Origin of the sequence: Paraburkholderia sp. IMGN_8, assembly GCF_038050405.1 — a bacterium.
Lineage (GTDB): Bacteria > Pseudomonadota > Gammaproteobacteria > Burkholderiales > Burkholderiaceae > Paraburkholderia.
The window spans coordinates 3152568-3174295 of record NZ_CP150901.1; the positions used below are offsets into that span (position 1 = coordinate 3152568).

Sequence of the window (21728 nt, forward strand, 5' to 3'; positions counted from 1 at the left end):
TGTCACTCTCCTTCCAGTGCGTCGAGTGCGCGATTGCGCAATATCGGATGCCTGCGGGACTCGCGGCGCTCGACGTGCTCCTCCGGTCCGCGCTTCATCATCTTCATCATGTAGTAGACGCCCATGCCGAACACCAGGAAATACACCAGGACAAAGATCAACAACGAAACACCTGCTTGCTGGGCACTGATCGGCGAGAGTGAGTCTGCGGTGCGCAGGACGCCGTAGACTGTCCACGGTTGGCGGCCGACCTCGGTCGTTATCCACCCGGCCAATAGCGCCACAATTCCAGAAGGCCCCATGCACAGCACGAAACCCTGATACCAGCGGGTCTCGTAGAGACGGCCGCGCAGCCTGAGCAGCAGCCCGAGCAGCGCAGTCAGTAGCATCAACATGCCGAGACCCGCCATGATCCGGAACGTCCAGAACACGATCGGCGAATACGGGCGGTCCTGGGGAGGAAACTCCTTCAGGCCACGGATTTCTCCGTTCCAGCTATGAGTCAGGATGAGGCTGCCCAAATGCGGCACTTGCAGCGTGTAGCGCGTCACTTCCGCATTCATGTCGGGCAGGCCGACCAGATTGAGCGCCGTGCCACCTTTCTCGGTTTCCCACAGCCCTTCGATCGCTGCGATCTTGGCCGGCTGATATTCGCGTGTGTTGAGGCCGTGCGCATCGCCAACGAAAATCTGTATCGGCGTCAGCAAGAGCAGGATCCACAGCGCCATCGAAAAACTACGCTTGACAGGTTTGTCGCGCCGGCCTTGCAACAAATGCCACGCGCCACAAGCGGCGACGATGAAGCCCGCAACAATGAATGCGGCGATCGTCATATGCGCGAGGCGATACGGAAACGACGGGTTGAAAATCACTTTCATCCAGTCGACCGGTACGATACGGCCATTCTCGACGGCGTATCCTTGCGGCGTCTGCATGAAGCTATTCGACGCGAGAATCCAGAAAGTGGAAATGAGCGTGCCCACCGCAACCATTAGCGTCGCGAAGAAATGCTGGCGGGGACCGACTCGATTCCAGCCGAACAGCATCACGCCGAGAAACCCGGCCTCGAGAAAGAACGCTGTCAGCACTTCATAGGTCAGAAGCGGCCCCGTGATGTTTCCGGCAATGCTGGAAAATCCACTCCAGTTGGTGCCGAACTCGTAGGCCATCACCACGCCCGAGACCACCCCCATTCCGAAGCCCACCGCGAAGATCTTCGACCAGAACAGAAACATGTCCTTGTAGGCAACGTCGCCGGTCAGCAACCAGCGCCATTCCAGCACGGCCAGGAAACTGGCCATGCCGATGCTGATCGCGGGAAAAACGATATGAAACGAAACCGTGAACGCAAACTGCAACCTGGCAAGGTGGAATGCATCGAAGATTTCCATGATTGATCAATGGCTCCAGGTGATAGCGGCATTTGCATAAAGACGGACGCCATGTCGCGGCGCAACGACTACGCTGCTCATCGAGCGCGATAACGCAAGGTTTACTGATAAACGGATCGGTGTGTCGATCAACCGGACGCACAGGTCCAGTTGATCGATCAGTCAAGCTCGCCCGACGTCAAGCTTCTGCTGAGCGCACAACATGAACAGGAACAGACTTGTACGAAGGCGTGCCGCTCTCCTTGTCAATGTAGTCGAGTGGCACCAGCACGTTCGCTTCGGGATAGTATGCCGCCACCGAACCTGGCGCGATGTTGTAAGCGATTACAGTAATCTTCTTCAGGCGCAGCTGCCTGCCCGCTGAAATGGTTTCAATGTCGACCAGATCACCATGTTCGAGTCCACGTGCGGCAAGATCGTCTTCGTTCATAAACAGTACGTCACGCCGGCCGAACACGCCCCGGTAACGATCGTCCATCGCATAGATGGTGGTGTTGTACTGGTCATGGCTGCGAATCGTGATGAGACGTAGAACATTTTCAGCACCGAGGACGTCTGCGTCTTCCTTCACTCCGCCGTACACCGAGAACATCGCCTTTCCAGACGGTGTGGGCCACACGCGTTCGGTCGGGGGAAGCGGCATACGGAATCCTCCCGGCACTCTGATTCGTTCATTGAATGCCTCGAATCCCGTCACGGTTTGCTCGATCAGGTCCCGAATCCTGTCGTAGTCGGCAATCAATTCCTTCCATGCCACCTTGCTGTCCGGCAACGTTGCCGTGGCGATACCGGCGATGATCGCCGGCTCGGAAAGCAGGTGCCCGGATGCGGGCGTCAGCTTCCCGGAAGAAGCGTGGACCATCGACATGGAATCCTCGACGGTAATGGATTGCCGGCCGGTCGCCTGTATATCAAGCTCCGTGCGACCCAGAACAGGCAGCACGTACGTCTCTTTTGCCACTAGCAGATGCGAACGATTGAGCTTGGTTCCGAGGTGGACGCTCAGATCGAGCTTGCCCATTGCGGGAAAGGACTGCTCGGAATCGGGTAACGCCACGGCGAAGTTTCCGCCCAGGCAAATCAGCGCCTTGGCCGTGCCGGCGATCATCGCCTGCATCGCCTGGACCGCATCGTGCCCGTGTGCTTCGGGCGGCTTGAATCCGAACACGCTCTCGATCTGCTTGAGGAAGGGTTCGGAAGGTTTTTCCGTGATGCCGACCGTCCGGTTTCCCTGCACGTTCGAATGCCCGCGCAAAGGACAGATGCCTGCGCCGGGTTTGCCGATGTTGCCGCGTAATAACAACAGATCTGCAATCAGACGGACATTGGCGGTGCCTTTGTTATGCTGGGTAACGCCCATTCCGTAAGTGACGATCGTTGCATTCGATTTTGCATAGGCAATGGCGACCTCCTCGAGGTCTTCACGGCTGAGTCCGCTTGCCTTTTCGATATCGTCCCATGAGGTCGCTTCCAGATCGGCGGCAAATGCCTCGAAACCTTGGGTATGCGTGGCGATAAACTCGTGGTCCAGGACGGTGTTTCCCTGTTCTGCGTCCGTCTGCAGAAGCGCTTTCATGATGCCCTTGAGGGCGGCCGCGTCTCCGCCGGCGTCGAGCTGAAAATAGGTCGACGCAATTCGGGTCGATGCGAAGGCCGCCATTTCGAAGACGCTCTGCGGATCGGCGAAGCGCTCAAGCGCGCGCTCGCGCAGCGGATTGAACACGATGATCGGCACGTTGCGCCGCGAGCATTCGTGGAGTGTCCCCATCATCCGGGGGTTATTCGTCCCGGGATTGTGGCCGATCGAGAGGATGAGTTCGGTCTTGTCGAAATCATCCAACGACACCGTGCCTTTGCCGATCCCGATCGATTGGGGCAATCCGACGCTGGTCGGCTCGTGGCACATGTTCGAGCAATCAGGGAAATTGTTTGTCCCATATTCGCGCGCGAACAACTGAAAGAGGTAGGCGGCCTCGTTCGACGCCCTGCCCGACGTATAGAACTCGGCCTGGTTGGGAGAAGGCAACCCTCGAAGGACCTCACCGATGCGAGCGAATGCGTCTTCCCATTTGACAGCCCGGAACTTGTCCGTGTCGCGGTCGTAGACGAGAGGATGTGTCAGCCGGCCGAGATCCTCCAGTTCGAAATCAGAGCGTTGCAGCAGCGATGACACCGTGTTGTTCTCGAAAAACGCCGGCGTCACCCGCTTGGTCGTCGCTTCCCATGTGACCGCTTTGGCACCGTTTTCGCAGAACTGGAACGTCGACCTGTGCTCCTTGTCCGGCCAGGCGCAACCCGGACAATCGAAGCCGTCAGGCTGATTGGTCCGCATCAACGTAATCGGCGCCTCGATGCTTTCCATTTGTGTCCGGACGGCTTGAGCTGTCGCCCGGAGCGCCCCCCAACCGCCAGCGGGTCCGTCATACGGCCGGATTCCCGGAACTTCGCGTCGCGTGGTCATATGAGACTCCATGAAGTGCCCCAGGAGAACTGGAGACTAATTTGCCTTGGGGGTTACGCCGCGTCACGGCGTAAGGCCTGGATACCGCTTCAGTCTAGTTGGGTTGATGCGCCGCGAAAGGTACAGATCGAACGGTGGCGGGAGTGCACAGTACAGTGACACCGTTCACGATCCGCTTGATGTGCTCGATGACCGGATAACCCTGATCGCATGCCTCGCCGAGCACTGTGCTTTGAGAGCGCCAATATTCAGCGCGTGCATAACCTGCGCCCCTGCAATCAGAACTTGAGCGTGGTTGGCATAACGAAACTCCAAATACGTCCTTGAATTCTATGGACGGATCATAAATAAGGGAACGTTGGTTTTTCCGATGATAGGCATTGGTGAAATGCCTCCAAAGGCGTGCCGCGAAGGCCGGCGAACGGGTTGGCTATGCGATGGGCGAGCGTATGACGAAACATCTGCTGACGAAGGCATTGTTCCGGGCGGTCATGTCGCAGTGTCACACAGTGAGCGAATACATCGAGATATGCTACGCCCCACAGAAAGTCCCCCGCCCCGAAGGAAGTCCCCTTGGGGGATTGGGGGGCAACCGGCAACGCACCCAGATCTGTCTCGACCAGGTGGAATTGACGCGGCGCTTATTATTGGCGGAAGCAGTTATCGAAGGAGCCCATCATGCGAATCCAGACATCATTTCTATTCGATCTCGACGGAACGCTCGTTGATAGCGTTTATCAGCACGTGCTGGCCTGGAAAGAAGCGCTCGACAGCGAAGGCATTTCCCTGTCGGTCTGGCGAATTCATCGCAAGATTGGCATGAGCGGCGGCCTCTTTACTGCCCAGCTTCTGCGGGAAACGCACCACGAGATCAGCACCGAGCTGGGCGAGCGGCTTCGCCATGCTCATGCCGCCGCCTATCAACGATTGCGCGCCCAAGTGTGCCCACTGCCCGGCGCTCGAGAACTGCTCGACGCGCTGACGCAGGCCGGAACCCCGTGGGCGGTGGCGACCAGCGGCCGCATGGAGACCGCGGCGCTCAATCTCGAGGCGCTGGGTGTCGATCCGGCGAAAGCCGTTGTCGTGACGCGCGATGACGTCAAATACGCGAAGCCGGACCCGGACCTGTTCATTGCTGCAGCGGAACGCCTCGGCGTACCGATCGAGCAAGCGGTCGTAGTTGGCGACAGTATCTGGGACATGCTCGCCGCCCAGCGATGTCGCGCGCTGGGCGTAGGACTGCTGTCAGGCGGATACGGCACGGATGAACTGGAGCGCGCAGGTGCACTACGCGTCTATGACGATCCCGCTGACCTGCTGGACCATCTGGACGAGGTTGCCGCGCGGCCTTAGCCGGACTCGCGGCTACGCTGCTCCTCAACGGTGAGGACGGCCTCGGGAGTTGCTTCGAGCCGGGCTTTCGGTATCGGCTGACCACTAGCATCGGAGAGACCATAGGTACCATCCGCGATTTTCTGCAGCGCCCGCTGGATGTCCCTGATGCGCCGGTCGTTCACGGCACGTAGCGCCCGGCTGACCTCACGCTGCGCTATTCCCTGCGCCTCGTCCTCGATCTCCTCGGCTTCGTCGCGATGCTGCTCCTGAGCCGTCCGCTCGTTGGCGAGCGAATCCTCCTTTCCGCCCAGTAGTTCCCGGCGCAGTGCCTCAAGGCGCTTGCGCTGCTGCGCGATAAACTCCTCACTCAAAGTGACCTGGTGCCCAGACATAGTTCTCTCCCGTGCCATGGTTGGCGTGCGATTCGACAAGTCAGCGAAACGCTGGTATCACGGACCAGACTCGCGGACTGTCTGTTCACGGTTTCGACGATCAAGCGGTATAGGTCATCATGCACCCAATTCCTGAAATGTTCTTGGGGTGCTATTTTCCATACCGTCAGTTTCACTATGAGTTCATTGCCATGAGCTCTGTCTTGACCTGTTCGAGCACCGGCAGCCAGTCGCCGTACTGTCGCTGCCGATAAATCCGCATCGACGGATACCATGGACTGTCGTCGCGCCCGAGCATCCATACCCAATGCGGGTTGACGTCGAGCAGTAGCCATGTAGGCACACCCAGTGCGCCCGACAGATGAGCAATGGATGCGCACACGTTGTAAGCGCGCCGGCATCGTGGGGCTGCAGACTCAGCCAGTGCTCGATGTCCTGCGACGCTGTAATCAGATCGCCGCAGGCGAGGCGCTGCCGAATACGCAAGAACGGAGTGTCGTGGACGACCATGGCGGTGGACATGTGAAGGAGGGCTTGGGACGTCACGCAGGCTGCGGCGCGACGTACACGCAAGCTTAGCGCATGGAGCACCTCAGCAGGGCCGCGCATGGATGCTCGGCGCCGACGTTCGCTCGTTCATCGCGAGTGTGGTCGGCACTGAGCCATTTCACTGTGCTCGAACTTCGATGGAGACCCGCCTGTCCGGTTGAAGGCAAGCGATAACTGCCTTGCTTTCGCCGACCGGACATTGGGTTGTCGAGTCGCGGGAGCCCACTCCCGTCGCGTGAATCGCCTCACCGTTCAGTCCGTGATTGACCATGTATTCCCGTACCGTCTCTGCACGGGCCAGTGACAACGGCTGGTTAACCGTTTCCGGCCCGATGCGGTCGGTATGACCTACGACCGAAATGGACCGAACACCGCTTCGCTGCTTGATACGCGTGATGACCTGCTCCAGGTTTGCCGCCCCGCCCGGCAAGATCGAAGCCAGGCTGGACTGCCCAAAGGCAAACAGGGTGTCGGTTTGCAACTCGAACTGGGCAACCGTTTGCGGCTCGGATGCGACCGGCTGCGAGGCCGCTGCAGCCGAGGCATCCGGCGCGCCACCACAAGCGAAGGTGAGTCGCCGCGTGACATCGGACTGGTCATCATCCGATTGGAGGCGTCCGATCTTCTGCACCGCTCGAACGGGTTCTCCGCGGCATATCTGCTGGGCCACCTTCATACATGTGGCGGGTCCCTCGAAGAGCCCATGACATTCGACCTGATGAAGCCTGGAGCCATCCGTGGTCGTGACCGTATAAGCGTTAAACGTCGGCCCGGAGGCACTCGAACATCCGGCAAGAAAAACAAGGCTCAGCGATAAGCCCCATCCAGAAAGCTGCTTCATTGTGTTCTCCATACTGTTTTTCGTACTTCCGGTTCGGAACAGGACGATATTGTCCGCAGTTGAGCGAAGGCGTCCGCGCGCTACCATTGCATGGCCGCGCCCATACCGAAGGTCGTGCCGCCAGGGCTCATGCCAACACCCGCTTTCATCTTGATGTTTTCGGTGATGCGAGCGGTCCCCCCCAGCGCGACGGCCTGATAGCCGCGGAAGCCTGCCGTGCCGATGCCGAATGACAACGTCTTGTCCTTATCAACCTCCGGAATCATCGTCAATGCAGTCGTTGCAGCGATGCCGGAATAGGCGTTGCGCGCGACGGAGTTGATTCCCGATTGCAGCTGATTCACCCGTTGATCGGTATAGGCGTTCGCTTGCGCGAGCCCGGCATTGAGCTGGTTCAGGTTGACTGCGTCCGTCCCCTGCGTTCCCGCAGCCACATTCGCCACTTGCCGCGTATCGGCCGTCGAGCCGACGGCGACCACGTTGGTGCGTCCGCCGTCGTTACTGCCTGCACCGATCGCAACGGAGTTGCCGCCGCTTGCCGTCGCTCCCTGACCCACCGCGGTTGATCCGTTACCGGACGCTGTGGAAGTGTTACCCACCGCCGTGCTATTCGAGCCGGAAGCGACCGAGCCCTGTCCGCCCGCCGAAGAATTCGATCCGGTGGACGCGGGTGAAGAACCAGGAGTGGACGCGAAGGGGGCACCGCCGCCCCCGTTTTGATTATTGATCAGCGTGCTCAACTGCGTGGTCAACTGCGTGGTGACTGCGGCAAGCTGGCTTACGTTGACCGCATCGGTGCCGGCCTTCCCGGCAGCAACGCCTGTAATCTGCCGATTACCCACGTTGATTTCTCCCGCTGAAGACTGGGGAGTGCTCAGCCCATACGCGATGTAATTGCTCAACGCCCCGACAGTCGTGACAGAACCCGCACCGAGGGCCACGCTGTTTGCAAGAGATGCATTCGCCCCTGCGCCAATGGCGACCGCATCGATAGCGCTACTTTGCGCGCCTGATCCCAAGGCAACGCCGCCTGCATTAGCCGCGCTTGCGTTCGCGCCTTGCGCGAGTGACTGCGCGCCGCTTGCGACCGCGCCGCTGCCGATCGCGATTGCGTCTGCTTGCGCCGAATGAGCCAACTCCCCCATGGCGACGCCGCCGGGCGCCGTCGCATCGACCACGGCTCCATTGCCGATACCTACGCCGTTGTCACCGTTGACAACGGTCGTCGGCCCGACCGCGATCGATTGCGCGCCCACCGCCAACGAGTCCGCCGCTGTCGAGTTCGCGTGAAAGTACAGCTGCGGCGTTACGGCGAACGACGAGAGAGCGCCGGCAAGCTGCCTGACGGTGACCGCATCCTGCGCCTTCGTTCCGTCGGCGACATTGATCAACTGGCGATACGTATTTCCGCTAGCGCTGCCGAAGGACACCGCCCCCAGGAGAGTTTGATCGGAGGTATTGAAGGGAATCGCGTGAGTACCATTCGCAATCGAACCGATGCCGGACAGGACCGCGCGATCGGACACCGATCCTGAGCCGATAGCGACCCCTCCGGCCACCGAGGCGCTCGCCTGTGACCCAAGCGCGAGTGCGTTGTTCGCGTGTGCCTGCGCGCCGTTACCGCCTGCAAAGCTGCCTGCTCCGCTCGCCGCGGCGTTCACGCCGAGCGCCAATGCGTTGGTGCCCGTGGCGCCGTCGTTGTTGTAGTTGCCGCCCTGCGTACCACCATCGTTGACGCTGTAGTAGTGCGTCTTGCTGGCTGCTACCGTCGTCGCAAGACTGTTGATCGCCTGGTCACTCGCATATAACTGCGAGCCGTTCACCGCGTCGGTACTGGTCGCGCTCACCCGGCCCGCCGCCACGTTGGTCACCGTGCGCTCGCTGCCTGCGCTGCCCACGCTCACCGTGCTGGTCGGGCTGGTGCCCGCGTACGTGTATGCCGTGCCGTTGATGGTGTCGCCGGTAGTCGCCACCGCCGCAGCCGTGGTCGAACCGCTGCCCAGCGCAACGGCATTGACGTTGTTTGCCACCGCGCCCTGACCCAGGGCCGTACTGCCGGCGCCGGTCGCGGTGGCGGCCACGCCTGCCGCAAGCGCGTTGGTGCCGGTCGCGCCGTCGTCGGCGTAGTTGGCACGCTGAGTACCACCGTCGTTGACGCTGTAGTAGTGCGTCTTGTTGGCGGTGACCGTCGTGGACAGACTGTTGACTGCCTGATCGGTCGCATACAGCTGCGAGCCGTTCACTGCGTCGGTGCCGGTCGCGCTCACCCGGCCCGCCGCCACGTTGGTCACCGTGCGCTCGTTGCCTGCGCTGCCCACGCTCACCGTGCTCGTCGGCGCAGTCCCGGCGTACGTGTATGCCGTGCCGTTGATCGTGGCACCTGGAGTCGCCACCGCCGCGGCAGTTGTCGATGCGCTGCCCAGCGCCACGCTATTGGCGAACGTCGAGCTCGCCCCCGCGCCAAGCGCGACGGCGTCCGTGGCGCTACTTTGCGCGCCTGAGCCCACAGCCACGCCGCCCTGGTTAGCGGCGTTCGCGTTTGCGCCTTGCGCGACTGACTGTGCACCGCTCGCGACCGCGCCGCTGCCGAGAGCAATGGCGTCTGCCGCGGCCGAATGCGTTTGCTGGCCGATTGCGACCCCGCCGGGCGCCGTCGCATCGACCACCGCCCCGTTGCCGACACCGACGCCGTTGTCGCCGTTGACGACGGTCGTCGGTCCGACGGCGATCGACTGCGCTCCCACGGCCAGCGAATCGGCCGCAGTCGAATTCGCGTGGAAATAGTTCGTGCCCGTCACCGCGAACGATGACAACGCCCCCGCGAGCTGCCTGACGGTGACTGCATCCTGCGCCTGCGTACCGTCGGCGACGTTGGTCAACTGGCGGTAGGCCGTGCCACTGCCGACGGACACCGCACCCAGCAAGGTCTGGTCGGAAGTATTGAACGGAATCGCGTGCGAGCCGTTTGCGATGGATCCAACCCCGGGCAGAACCGCGCGGCTTGAAACCGATCCCGCGCCGATCGCCACGCCGCCGGCTACCGAGGCGGTCGCTTGCAGTCCGAATGCAAGTGCGTTGTTCGCCAGCGCCTGGGCACCGTTGCCCACCGCCGTACTGCTCACCCCCGAAGCCAGGGCACCAACGCCCGCAGCCAGCGCGTTGGTGCCGGTAGCGCCGTCGTCGGCGTAGTTAGTACCCTGAGTACCGCCGTCGTTGACGCTGTAGTAGTGCGTCTTGTTGGCGGTGACCGTCGCGGACAGAGTGTTGACGGCCTGATCGGTCGCATACAGCTGCGAGCCGTTCACTGCGTCGGTGCTGGTGGCGCTCAGCCGGCCCGCGGCAACGTTCGTCACGGTGCGTTCCGCGCCCACCGTGCCGACACTCACCGTACTCGCCGGCGTGGTGCCGGCAAACGTGTAGGCGGTGCCGTTGATGGTCGCGCCCGTAGTCGCTACCGCTGCAGCAGTCGTACTTCCTTCGCCCAGCGCCACCGCGCCGGCATTGGTGACCGTGGCTCCGGAGCCGATCGCGACGCCTTGCGTCGCCGCGGCCGACACCGCTGCCGTCTGACCTATCGCTATGGCACCGGCCGTATTCGCGGTTGCCCCAGTACCTTGGGCGATCGAATTGCCGCCGGTGGCCTGAGCCCCATTACCCAGGGCAATGTCGTTGGCCGTCGCCGGCGTGCCGCTCACGCCGGCTACCGCATTCAGGCCCTGTGCTATTGAATCGTTGCCGAAAGCATTGGCGGCCGGCCCCACCGCAATCGCGTCGGTGCCGCCTGGAACGCTGTCCGCCAGAACCGAATTGGTGTGGAAATACTTGATCCCGGCGCCATTGTTGATGTTGGTGATCGCCATGGTGTTGGCCGTGACCTGCTGGTTGGTTGCAAACAGCTGCGAACCGTTCACCGCGTTCGTGCTCGTGGCGCTCAGCTGCCCTGCCGCCACATTCGTGATCTGCCGTTCGGCGCCTGTCTTGCCCACGCTCACGACACCTGCCGGCGCACCGCCGGCAAAGGTATAGGCCGTGCCGCCAATGGTCGCACCTGTGGTGGCGACAGCGCCCGTTGTCACGACGCTGCCCTGGCCCAGCGCAACATTGCTGCCGGTCGTGCCCGCCGAAATACTCGCGCCCTGGCCCAATACCGTCGCATTGGCATTGCCATTGTCAGTCGACTGGTTGCCCAGCACCGTGGAGGATGCACCCGTCGCGCTCGCTCCGAAACCGCCGGCACTGGCATTGGCTCCGCTCGATACCGGTTGTACCGCCGTCACGCTGTTGTTCGATACAAACGGACCAGACTGGCCATTGACGATAGACGTCACATTCTGGTTCGTGGCAAACAGCTGCGACCCATTCACCGCATCCGTGCTCGTTGCGTTCAACGCAGCCGGCGCCATGTTGGTGATCGTCACCGAAGACCCGGCTCCCGCTCCGCCGGTCGCACCGAGAGTGATCTTCGTACCACCAGCCGCATCGTACTTGACCGCGATATTCGCCGTGTTATCGATATTCGTATTCAGTGCAGTCAAAGCACCCGCAACGGTCGTCTGCGCCGTGGGTCCGGTTACGGCTCCAGTGTTGCTGACGCTGTTGATCGGCTGGCTAAATCCGGTGAGATTGCCGGTTGCTGCGCTGTAGCTGGCGCCGCCGCCCAATGTGCTCGCCGTCGACGTGCCCAGGTTATTGACGCCAGTGACGACAGTGTTCAGCTGCGAACCGTTGATGGCATCGGTGCTGGTCGCCGAAATCACGCCCGCCGCCACATTCTGGATCTGGCGTTCAGTACCCGCCGCACCCACCGACACCACACCGTTAGTCGAAGCAGCCGCCTCTACACCGGCTGCCGTGCCGCCGAACTGGGCGGTCGTCCCCGTATGCGGCGCTGCCGTAGCCGAATGCGAACCCAGCGCTACGTCGTTGGTGTTATTGGCCACCGCAGTATCGCCCAAGGCCACTGCACCGGCTGCCGCCGCATTGCTCGTGTTGCCCAGTGCGACAGAACCCTGACCGGTCGATGTGTTGGCATTGCCAAGCGCAACCGCTCCCTGGCCGTTGGACGTATCGTTGGCGCCCATCGCTATCGCACCGGTACCGGTCGCCGAGTTCGGATCGCCGATGGCTACCGCGCCATTGCCGCTGGCAGTATTGCCAACCCCAATTGACACGGCCTTGCCGCCTGTCGCCGTTGCCGTCTGACCTATCGCTATGGCACCGGCCGTATTCGCGGTTGCCCCAGTACCTTGGGCGATCGAATTGCCGCCGGTGGCCTGAGCTCCATTACCCAGGGCAATGTCGTTGGCCGTCGCCGGCGTGCCGCTCACGCCAGCTACCGCATTCAGGCCCTGTGCTATTGAATCGTAGCCGAAAGCATTGGCGGCCGGCCCCACCGCAATCGCGTTGGTGCCGCCTGGAACGCTGTCCGCCAGAACCGAATTGGTGTGGAAATACTTGATCCCGGCGCCATTGTTGATGTTGGTGATCGCCGTGGTGTTGGCCGTGACCTGCTGGTTGGTTGCAAACAACTGCGACCCATTCACCGCATCCGTGCTCGTTGCGTTCAACGCAGCCGGCGCCATGTTGGTGATCGTCACCGGAGACCCGGCTCCCGCTCCGCCGGTCGCACCGAGGGTGATCTTCGTACCACCAGCCGCGTCGTACTTGACCGCGATATTCGCCGTGTTATCGATATTCGTATTCAGTGCGGTCAAAGCACCCGCAACCGTCGTCTGCGCCGTGGGTCCGGTCACGGCCCCAGTGTTGCTGACGCTGTTGATCGGCTGGCTGAAGCCGGCGAGATTGCCGGTAGCTGCGCTGTAGCTGGCGCCGCCGCCCAATGTGCTCGCCGTCGACGCGCCCAGGTTATTGACGCCGGTGACAACAGTGTTCAGCTGCGAACCGTTGATGGCATCGGTGCTGGTCGCCGAAATCACGCCTGCCGCCACATTCTGGATCTGGCGTTCAGTACCCGCCGCACCCACCGACACCACGCCGTTGGCCGCGCTCGCGATGCCGGCCGCCGTGCCGCCGTAAAGCGCAGTGGTGCCCGTATGTGGCGCCGCGGTTGTACTTCCCGCACCCAGCGCAACCGAGTTCGCATTGCTGGCCGACGCGCCGGCACCCAGCGCTATCGCATGGGACTGATTGGCCACCGCTGTATCGCCGAATGCGAGCGCGCTCGCGCCACTCGCGTTGCTCGCGTTGCCCAGTGCGACCGCGCCCTGGCCGTTGGCGGTATTGCCGTTGCCCTGCGCCACCGCGCCATCGCCCGTGGCCGTATTGTTCGCGCCCACTGCAACCGCACCGTTGCCGGTCGCGGTATTGGGATCGCCAAGCGCGACCGCGCCGTTGCCGCTGGCGGTCTGCGCCTGACCGAGCGCCACCGCACCCGTCCCGCTGAGCACCTGAGAGTTCTGGCCGCCCGCTATCGAACCGGCGCCGGCCGTCGCCACCACCTTGTTGCTGTCACCGATGGCCACGGTCGACGCCGCGAGGGCTTGCGACGTAAAGCCAACCGCTGTCGCGTTGCCATTGCTCGCAACCGTCTGGTTACCCAACGCGACGGCGCTACTTGCTGACGCCGTTGCATTCGTACCCATGGCGATGGCATTGGTATTGGCTCCCGTCCGAGCCGAATCGCCTATCGCAATGGACGAGGAGCCAGCCGAGTTAGCGCCAGAGCCAATCGCTACAGCGCGAATGCCTGACGCAGCGGCGCCCGCCACTGCCGCGGGTACAGACGCACCGCCTTCCGCGACGGAATCCGCTCCGCCCAACGCTATCGCGTTTGCACCGCTGGCGTTGGAGCCATTCATCATGCCGAGCGCGTTGAGCCCCGAGGCGGCGGCTCCCGCCCCCAATGCCACTGCATTCTGTGCCGATGCGGTGGCCACAGTGCCGGCGGCCAGCGAAGAGAGACCGGACGCAGTCACGTCCGTGCCAATGCCAATCGCACCCGCCGCCGTTGCGCCCGTGCCTGCGACAGAACGTGGCCCAAGATAAACGGCGTTGAGGCCGCTGGCGATGGACTGAAAGCCGACAGCGACAGCATGCGTCCCGGAGGCTGTGGCGATATAACCCACCCCGACGGCGGCAGCCCCGCTCCCCACCGACTGGAAGCCAATCGCGGTGGCATAGTCGGCGTTAGAGACGACGTCAGTGCCAATGGCAATGGAAGACGTCCCTGTCGAACCGGTGCCCGCGGCAGTGCGCGCTCCCAGATAAACGGCGTTGGCACCGGTGGCATTGGCTCCCGAGCCAACGGCTACACCGTTGGTTTGCGAACCGGTGGCTCCGCTGCCCACTGCGACCGCGCCCGACGCGGCAGCGTTGGCACTCGCACCCAGTGCAACGCCGTTGTCTCCGGTTGCTTTCGCCGAGGGGCCGACGGCAGTCGACAGGTTGCCGCTCGAGACAGCGTCAACGCCAACACCGATGGCCGCCGAGCCGCTAGCGGCGACATCCGTACCGATGCCAATCGCCGACTGCGCGGTCGCGCCGGTACCCGGAGCAGTGCGCGCGCCCACGTAAATGGCGTTGGTAGCAGCCGCAATGGCTTGAAAGCCGAAGGACAAGGCATTAAGTCCCGTACTGTTGGCGCCATAACCTACCGCAGTGGCTCCGCCTCCAGACGCCGAGGACGTAAAGCCCACGCACGTGGTGCTGCCACTATAGAAGTTGTAGGGTGCCGCCGAGCAGCTCACCTGCGCCTGCGCCTGCGCGCCCCATCCGCCCACGCCAATCAACAACAGTATTGTCAGGACGCGCGAATCAGGACCGTGCAGCGTAGAAGCGCGGTGCCTGTCACGCTGATCGCTTCGCCCGTCACATACGGCGGCCCCGTCCCCCGCCCTGCCCTTGCCGCACGACTTGTCCAGCTCCGATGCGGCTACAAAGGCGCCTAGCGCCTTGTTCCAGATGGTGCGATATGCCTTGTTCATGATCGTTTCCTCAATAGGTAATGTGACAATGCGAATTTCGTAAGCACGAGCGTATGCACGCATCCTTATTTATTAAGGATGCCTATTTATTGTGGTCAAAAGGTCTGGCTGCGGCGTGCGTTGCTTTAGCGTTGGAACTGCGGCACCTTGCGGCCGCCCTCTCTGGACGATGAATCTTTAGCGCGCGCGAACCCCGTCCTCCTGACGAAGGAATTCGCACAGCTAAGTGATCGAAGAGAGTCGGCTAGATAGCCTGTTTTCCAGCAACCTGACCGCTCAGACGGTCTGCTGGCCGCTGGGTTATGAAGGTCCGAAGGGTTGCGGCATAGGGATGGCGATCGCGCAGCGGAGCGCCAATTGCTTACCTGACTGATGTTCTTCTTTCGCCGAGCCTTTGCCCTGCTCTGTTCCGCCTGGAATACTCATTGTTACTCGCCCCTCAGTAGCCCGTTGCAATCGTTTCCTCGGCACACGGCATGGCAAACAGTCTTATGCCATGCGGCAAGCGCCGTTTTTCTTTCTGGCAACATTTTTTGAGCACTATGTGAGACGACGGTCGTCGAACTATCCGCATTGCATGCGCTATCTCTCACCATCGCACCGCGTAATGGAAAGAAAGTTAAGTGCTCGCTGGAACTTTCTCATAGGCCTTTTCATTTGTCTACAAAAAGCCTAAGCGATATCGGTGTATTTCGAAATTTAACGATTGGGGACCAGGAAGTTGTTGCCGATTTTCCTTCGGACTGCGTCGTACTCGCCGCGGCATGGCGTTTGTGTTGCGCCATGGGTCCCTGCCAATGGGCCGCCGAGGCTTGCTGCGGAAGTCGTCGACGCGCGGAACGCAAGGATTGCAAAGCCTTACACATTCCAAACAGATTAAACGCCAATTAGAATTTCCTTACAGAACACAAAATAATTTTCGCGGTCTTTTTTACGGTATTCCCCCATTAAATCAGTCTCGCGAACCAATACTTTTTTGCCTGGAATTCATATAAGGTAGATAGTGAAGACTTTTTATTTACGCTATCGTCCGCGCCCCTTGCGTAGCACGCAGGAATACGTGACAGGAAGATCCATCCGGTAGTGCTGTGTTCGCGGACACTTGTAGTGTGTAAGCATCCCGGCGGCCCTACCTTTTTACGAGCGGAAAAATTCTTTTCCAGACCGGACAACTTCCACATTCTTACCGGGCGGAAGACCCGTTGATTTCAATCTCGATTCCGGCACGGCTGTCACCGCCCGCTCACGGAAATTCATCTGCAACGGAAAAACGGTATTCTGCGGCATCGCCACGTTCGGCCGACCATGCAAAATCCGCCATGCGTCCCTTTTGTCCGCTTATAATTTTTTGTAACATCGGCGCCCCCGCGGATCGCGGCGCTCCCTTCCTTATATTCACCCCCTCACATCTCCTTCATTCGTAGTCATGCCATCGCGCTCGCCATATTCGACGCCGCTTCGTGCTGCCCCGGATCTCTCTGGCGCACATATTCTTGTGGTGGATGACCGCCCGAACGAACTTCAGCTACTGATCGAGATTTTGCGTGTCGCGCGCTGCCGGATCAGCGTCGCGTTCGATGGTTTGCAGGCCTATCACCGTGCTCAGGCGGTGGCGCCAGACCTGATCCTGATGGACGTCCGCATGCCTCGCATGGACGGCTTTGCCGCCTGCCGACTGCTTGCCGCAACGCCCTCCACACAGGCCATCCCGGTTATCATCCTGACCGCTGCCGGCGATCTCGATGACCGCATCGAAGGGCTCGAGATCGGTGCAATGGACTACATCGTCAAGCCGTTCGAACCGGCAGAAGTGATCGCGCGTATCCGGAATCACTTGAAGAAGGCGCTCCGCAGACATTCCGTGGAACACTTGCCTGCGCTTCCCGACAGTCCGGATGTATCCCTGGTACGCGCCGCCAGCGAGATTCTGCTGCGCGACTTGCGCAATCCGCCAGCGCTCGAAGATCTCGCCAAACTTGTCGGCACCCACGAAAAGCGTCTGTCCCGGGTGTTCCGCGACAATCTCGGGCAGACGGTCTTCGAATATCTGCGCGACACGCGGTTGCGGACTGCTCAGCGCTTTCTCGCCGAAACCTCAATGGGCATTGGGGATATCGCCGAAGAGATCGGTTTTTCCACCGCGGGCAATTTCGCAACCGCGTTCCGCGAACGCTTCGGCATCACGCCATCCGATTGGAGAAGGCAGCACGGCCAGGTCGACGCCACTAATCCTGTCGAAGGGCTGCAACCCGATGCGTAAGCTATGCAAAGCATGGGGCTTGGGGCGTCACACCGCGCTGCTTTTCCTGCTAGTTGCGTGCATAACCTGCTCGACCGCCCGAGCCGCGACGGCCGAAAGTCCGGCACGGCTGGAAGACGTATCGATATTTGAGGATTCCACGGCCGCGCTGTCTGTCGACCAGATACTCGCGCGGCTCGCGAACGCACAAGGCGGCTTTTTGCCGGCAACAAAAGAGCGGCTTAGTCCGGGATCTTCGCGGTCTGCGTGGTGGATTCATCTCACCCTGGTCAATCACGACAGCGTCGAACGCCCGCTCGTGCTGGCGCTCCGTGACGCACGTGTCGATCGAGTGGATTTCTACACCATCCGGAACGGCCGTTGGACACCTGACACCCGATTCCCCCCAACCAGCGCCGACGCGAACCGGGAGCCGCCTCGGTACCCGGTGCTCGACATTACCCTGCGGCCAGGCGAGAAGGTCCCAGTACTCGTGCGGGTCACTTCCCGCAAAGTATTGCGACTGGAGCCCACGGCCTTTGCTCAGGAAGCATGGCATGCAAAGGAGATGCGCGCCGCCATGTGGAACTACGGGTTCCTTGGCGGACTGCTGGCATTAGCGTGGTCCGCCTTGCTGATCGGATTTTTTTCCCGCAGTGGCGCGTTCTATGTGCTGGCAGCACTGTGCCTGAGCACGACCTTATTTGAAGCGGCCGTCCGCGGCTATACCCGGGCATATCTGTGGCCGCATGCACCTGAATGGTCGGCGCGTAGCGAAACGCTGTTTGCATATCTTGCCCTTGCGCTCTTCATCGTGTTCGTTCTGAAGATCGCTCGAGGTGAAAAGGTCAGGATGCCGGTGCAGATCATTTACGTGGTGATACTGTGTCTTGAGTGCATTGGCATGATAGGTGCCGCGTTCGGTGATCTCTTTGTCTTTGTACGATTCGCCCAGCAGCTGAACATCGTATTCTCTATCCTGAATGTCTGCATTGCGCTGCTGCTTGCCAGACGCGGAACGCCAACTGGCCGTCTGTTGCTGGCAACGGTCAGCTTCGCTCTCTTCAATTTCCTGATACGGACTATCGAAGGACTTGATGCATTGCCTTCGGCGCTGTCCTGGTTGCGGTCCGATATCTACCCCAATCCCGTTATGGCGATCATCGGCCTTGCCACGCATCTCATGGTTCTGGCCGCCTGGATCAACCATGTGGGCCGTCAACGCCTGGAGGCGAGAAAGCGGCTGGAACACTGGCAGCTAACGGAACAGGATCGCTTGCGGGAAGAAGTCGCGAAACGGACGGTCGCGCTCAACGAAGCACTGCATCAGTCACAAACCAACATGCAGCAGAAGATCGAAACCCTCGGCTATGTGAGCCACGATTTGCGCGCACCGCTGTCTACGATCAACGGGTACTCGAAGCTCCTGCTGCAGAGCGCAACACTGAATCAGGCCAAGCTGATCCAGTCCATCGATCGAAGCATCCGCTATCAGCTCACCCTGATTGACGAATTGCTGGAATATACGAAGGCCGAACTGCAGCCGCTCAGCATTTCTCCCGAAGCCACGGACCTGCCCGAGCTCCTGGACGACATCGGCAACTATGCCATTGCACTGTGCGCGCAGCAGGACAACCAGTTCATCTATCGACCGCTTACGTCGCTACCGAAAACGCTGAAAATCGACGGAACCCGTCTCCAGCAGGTATTGCTCAACCTTCTTTCCAACGCATCGAAATTCACGCGCAACGGCGTCGTAACGCTGTCTGTCCACGCGCACCGGGAAGCCAATGGCTACCGCGTCGACCTCGAGGTTGCCGACACGGGCATTGGTCTCGACGTCACGGGAAAAACCGACATATTCCGAGCGTATCAGCAGGTTCAGGCCGTCAACGGCGGCACCGGACTCGGCCTGTTTATCGCGCAGCGCATCGTCAGAGCCATGAACGGTGAACTGGTCGTATCCAGCAAGCAGGGTGTCGGAACGTCGTTTTCATTCCAGATCGCCGCGTCCGCCGTCGGGCACACCCTTGTGCCTCTGCAGGATCTCCCGCGGCCGTCTCCGCCGAAGACCGATGCGGAGCACACCCCTGTTTCGCGTATCACCCGCCATCCGTCCGTCAAAGCCCTCGATGAACTGGCCCAACTCGCCAGGAACGGCCGTCTGACCGATATAGAGGAGTGGATCAGCCGATGTGCGAACGACCCCGGCTATGCCGGCTTTCTCCAGGAAGTGCAAAAGCACGTCGACGCTCTGGATTTTCAGGGAATCGAGGTGCTTGTCGATTCACTGAAAAGCCAGGGGGAGCCTGACTTGCCTTTTCGTACCGCAACGCATGCGGCACAGCATGCTCCATCGGTGTGGACCAGCATGCGAGATACGGCCGAAGACGATTGTTCCCAATGAATACACTTGCATCTCCAATGCGACGGCGCATCCTCAAGGCTTCGGTGGCTGCAGCCTGCCTGCCGCTGGTCAGCTGCACCGAGCCGCCCATGATGGGCGGCAGCTTCATACAGTTCTGGCGCAGCCACCTGGATTGGCCCCGCGAAAAGTGGCACAACCGATTGGCCGCTACGCAAGCGCTCGGATGCAAGGAGATATTCCTGCAGTGGGCGGGCATCGAAGGCGAACCGGCAGCAACGTGGAGCGCCCCCGATTCCCTGCTTCAACTGATCCTCGACGAATGTGGCGACCTCGGCATCGGCGTCCATATCGGACTGCCCTACGACGAGCGCTGGTGGAATGCGATCAGCGCCAGCGACGATGCGGTCCTCTCCGCCTTTCTGCGCAGGACGGGCGATCGCGGATGCAGCTTTATGCAAAATGCGCGATGGACGTCACACGCGGCATTTCGTGGTTGGTATATCCCGTACGAACTCGAGCAACATAGCTGGGATACCCCCGCGCGCCTGGATAAGCTTTCGGGCTGGTTGAACCGGTTTTCAATGGCGGCCATAGCGTCCAGCGGCCACGAGCCAACCGTTTCGACCTATCACAGCGCGCTGCCGTCTTCCAGTACGCTGAGCGGGATGTGGCGAACCTTGCTCGACCGGGTCAAGCTCCATCCGATGATCCAGGATGGCGTCGGCGTAGCCGGCATGGAAAACTATCGTGCGCTGCAACCGCTTCACGATATGCTCGTCGAGCGCCAGGCAGCGTTCGATTTGATTCTGGAATTATTCGAACAGTTGCCGACCGCCGAAACGAACGGGTCGGACTTCAAGGCGCGATCCGCTTCGTTCCGGCGCATCGAGGCACAGTGGAACATTGCGCGCAGCTATAGCGCGCAACGCGTCGTTGCATTTGCGGTCGATCCGTGGGTGCTCGACGACACGCTCGAAGCCCGGGCCCTGCGCCAGCAATGGCAATCCGCGCTGGGCGACGCGCGATCCGCCTGACGTGAGCGATCACAGGCTTTTTCCGATAATTTCGCGCAGAATCTCGCTGGTCCCGCCGAAGATACGCAACGCTCGGGCGTCGGCCCACGCGCGGCCGATACCATATTCGGCCATGTAGCCGTAACCGCCGTAGAGTTGCAAAAGATCGTCAAGCACCGTCCCCTGCAGCTCCGTCGCATTCAGCTTGGCCATCGCCGCGGTCACCGCATCGAGTTCACCCGCCAGGTGGCGAGCAAGACAATCATCCAGAAACACGCGCAACATCGTGCTTTTCGCGAGCGCATCGGCAAGTTTGAAGCGCGTGTTCTGATAATCGAGCACACGGCGCCCGAACGCTTTACGTTGAGCGACATAGCCGGTTCCCACATGAATCACACCCTCGAGCGACGCGGCAGCACGCAATGCGATGGCAAGGCGTTCCTGGGCCAATTCCCGCCTCACGTATTCGAACGCGGCATTTTCTTCCCCTAGCAGATGATCGGCGGGTACGCGCACGTCGTCGAAAAACAGTTCGCAGGTGTCCTGACAATGCTGCCCGATCTTCGCGAGCGGCGGCCCCTTGGCCAGGCCGGCCATGCCGTCCTCGAGCACGAACAGCGACAGACCGCGCGCACCCAGATCGGGCGCCGTGCTGGCGAGCACCACGATCACGTCCGCATTGACGCCGTTCGTAATGAACGTCTTCTGGCCGTTCAGCACATAGTCGTCACCGTCGCGCCGCGCGTGCGTCCGGATCGCCTTGAGATCGCTGCCCGCTCCCGGCTCGGTCATCGCAATCGCACCGATCAGCTCGCCGGTGGCCATCCTCGGCAACCATCGATCCTTCTGCGCGCCCGAGCCGAAATGCCAGACGTAAGGCGCGACCATATCGGAGTGAATCGAGAAGCCGATGCCGAGACAATTCGTTCGAGCCAGCGCTTCGATGACCACCGCGGCGTGACCGAAGTCGCCACCTTGTCCGTATGGCGCCGGCAGCGCGCAATTGAGCAGGCCGCTCTCGCCCGCCTTGCGCCACAACAATTTCGGGGTAATGCCCTCACGTTCCCACGTCGCGTAATTGGGCAGGATCTCGTTGTCGATGAACCGCTCCACCTGGTCGCGAAACGATACGTGATCGTCCCGAAATATCGTGCGCATGCATCCCTCTTGTTAATGTCGACGATGTGGCAGCCGGA

Annotated in this window: 10 protein-coding genes and 1 pseudogene; 4 read left to right on the forward strand and 7 right to left on the reverse strand. The window is 61.2% G+C overall.

The window, feature by feature from the left end:
* Window positions 1-2 precede the first annotated feature (2 nt).
* Together WN982_RS35465 and WN982_RS35470 are read right to left on the reverse strand one after the other, a co-directional pair.
* Entirely contained in the window at window positions 3-1391 is a 1389-nt protein-coding gene (locus tag WN982_RS35465; RefSeq protein WP_341316655.1) for a cytochrome ubiquinol oxidase subunit I, read from the reverse strand.
* A 178-nt stretch (window positions 1392-1569) separates the two neighbouring features.
* A complete protein-coding gene (locus WN982_RS35470; protein WP_341316656.1) occupies window positions 1570-3852 on the reverse strand; it encodes an FdhF/YdeP family oxidoreductase in 2283 nt (760 codons plus the stop codon).
* A gap of 678 nt (window positions 3853-4530) precedes the next feature.
* Between WN982_RS35470 and WN982_RS35475 the strand changes: the two genes are divergently transcribed.
* Complete coding sequence (locus tag WN982_RS35475; RefSeq protein WP_341316657.1) at window positions 4531-5205, forward strand: HAD family hydrolase; 675 nt, start codon at window positions 4531-4533, stop codon at window positions 5203-5205.
* Here the strand turns inward: WN982_RS35475 and WN982_RS35480 are convergent.
* From WN982_RS35480 to WN982_RS35495, 4 genes and pseudogenes are all read right to left on the reverse strand, one after another.
* Window positions 5202-5579, reverse strand: a complete 378-nt coding sequence (locus tag WN982_RS35480) for a TraR/DksA family transcriptional regulator (RefSeq protein ID WP_341316658.1) — start codon at window positions 5577-5579, stop codon at window positions 5202-5204. The two genes, WN982_RS35475 and WN982_RS35480, sit on opposite strands and share 4 nt — an antisense overlap.
* A 175-nt stretch (window positions 5580-5754) precedes the next feature.
* Window positions 5755-5961: pseudogene (locus WN982_RS35485) on the reverse strand (hypothetical protein); the annotation flags it as partial.
* Window positions 5962-6246: 285 nt separating this feature from the next.
* Window positions 6247-6969: an OmpA family protein gene (locus WN982_RS35490; RefSeq protein WP_341316659.1), complete on the reverse strand. Its 723-nt coding sequence runs from the start codon at window positions 6967-6969 to the stop codon at window positions 6247-6249.
* Between the two features lie 80 nt (window positions 6970-7049).
* Window positions 7050-14912 (reverse strand): ESPR-type extended signal peptide-containing protein, encoded by a 7863-nt coding sequence (locus WN982_RS35495; protein WP_341316660.1) that lies wholly within the window; start codon window positions 14910-14912, stop codon window positions 7050-7052.
* A gap of 1426 nt (window positions 14913-16338) precedes the next feature.
* On the opposite strand from WN982_RS35495, the gene WN982_RS35500 reads away from it, so the two are divergent.
* From WN982_RS35500 to WN982_RS35510, 3 genes are read left to right on the forward strand one after another with little or no spacing between them, the layout of a single operon-like run.
* Window positions 16339-17172, forward strand: coding sequence for a response regulator (locus WN982_RS35500; protein ID WP_341316661.1), 834 nt, complete (start codon window positions 16339-16341; stop codon window positions 17170-17172).
* Window positions 17173-17191: 19 nt separating this feature from the next.
* Window positions 17192-19558, forward strand: a complete 2367-nt coding sequence (locus tag WN982_RS35505) for a sensor histidine kinase (protein WP_341316662.1) — start codon at window positions 17192-17194, stop codon at window positions 19556-19558.
* Window positions 19513-20553 carry a DUF4434 domain-containing protein gene (locus WN982_RS35510; protein ID WP_341316663.1) on the forward strand — a complete coding sequence of 347 codons (1041 nt, stop codon included), beginning with the start codon at window positions 19513-19515 and terminating at the stop codon, window positions 20551-20553. The genes WN982_RS35505 and WN982_RS35510 overlap by 46 nt, the downstream gene beginning before the upstream one ends.
* A 9-nt stretch (window positions 20554-20562) precedes the next feature.
* Here WN982_RS35510 and WN982_RS35515 read toward each other — a convergent pair whose 3' ends face one another.
* Window positions 20563-21690: an acyl-CoA dehydrogenase family protein gene (locus WN982_RS35515; protein WP_341316664.1), complete on the reverse strand. Its 1128-nt coding sequence runs from the start codon at window positions 21688-21690 to the stop codon at window positions 20563-20565.
* Window positions 21691-21728: the final 38 nt, after the last annotated feature.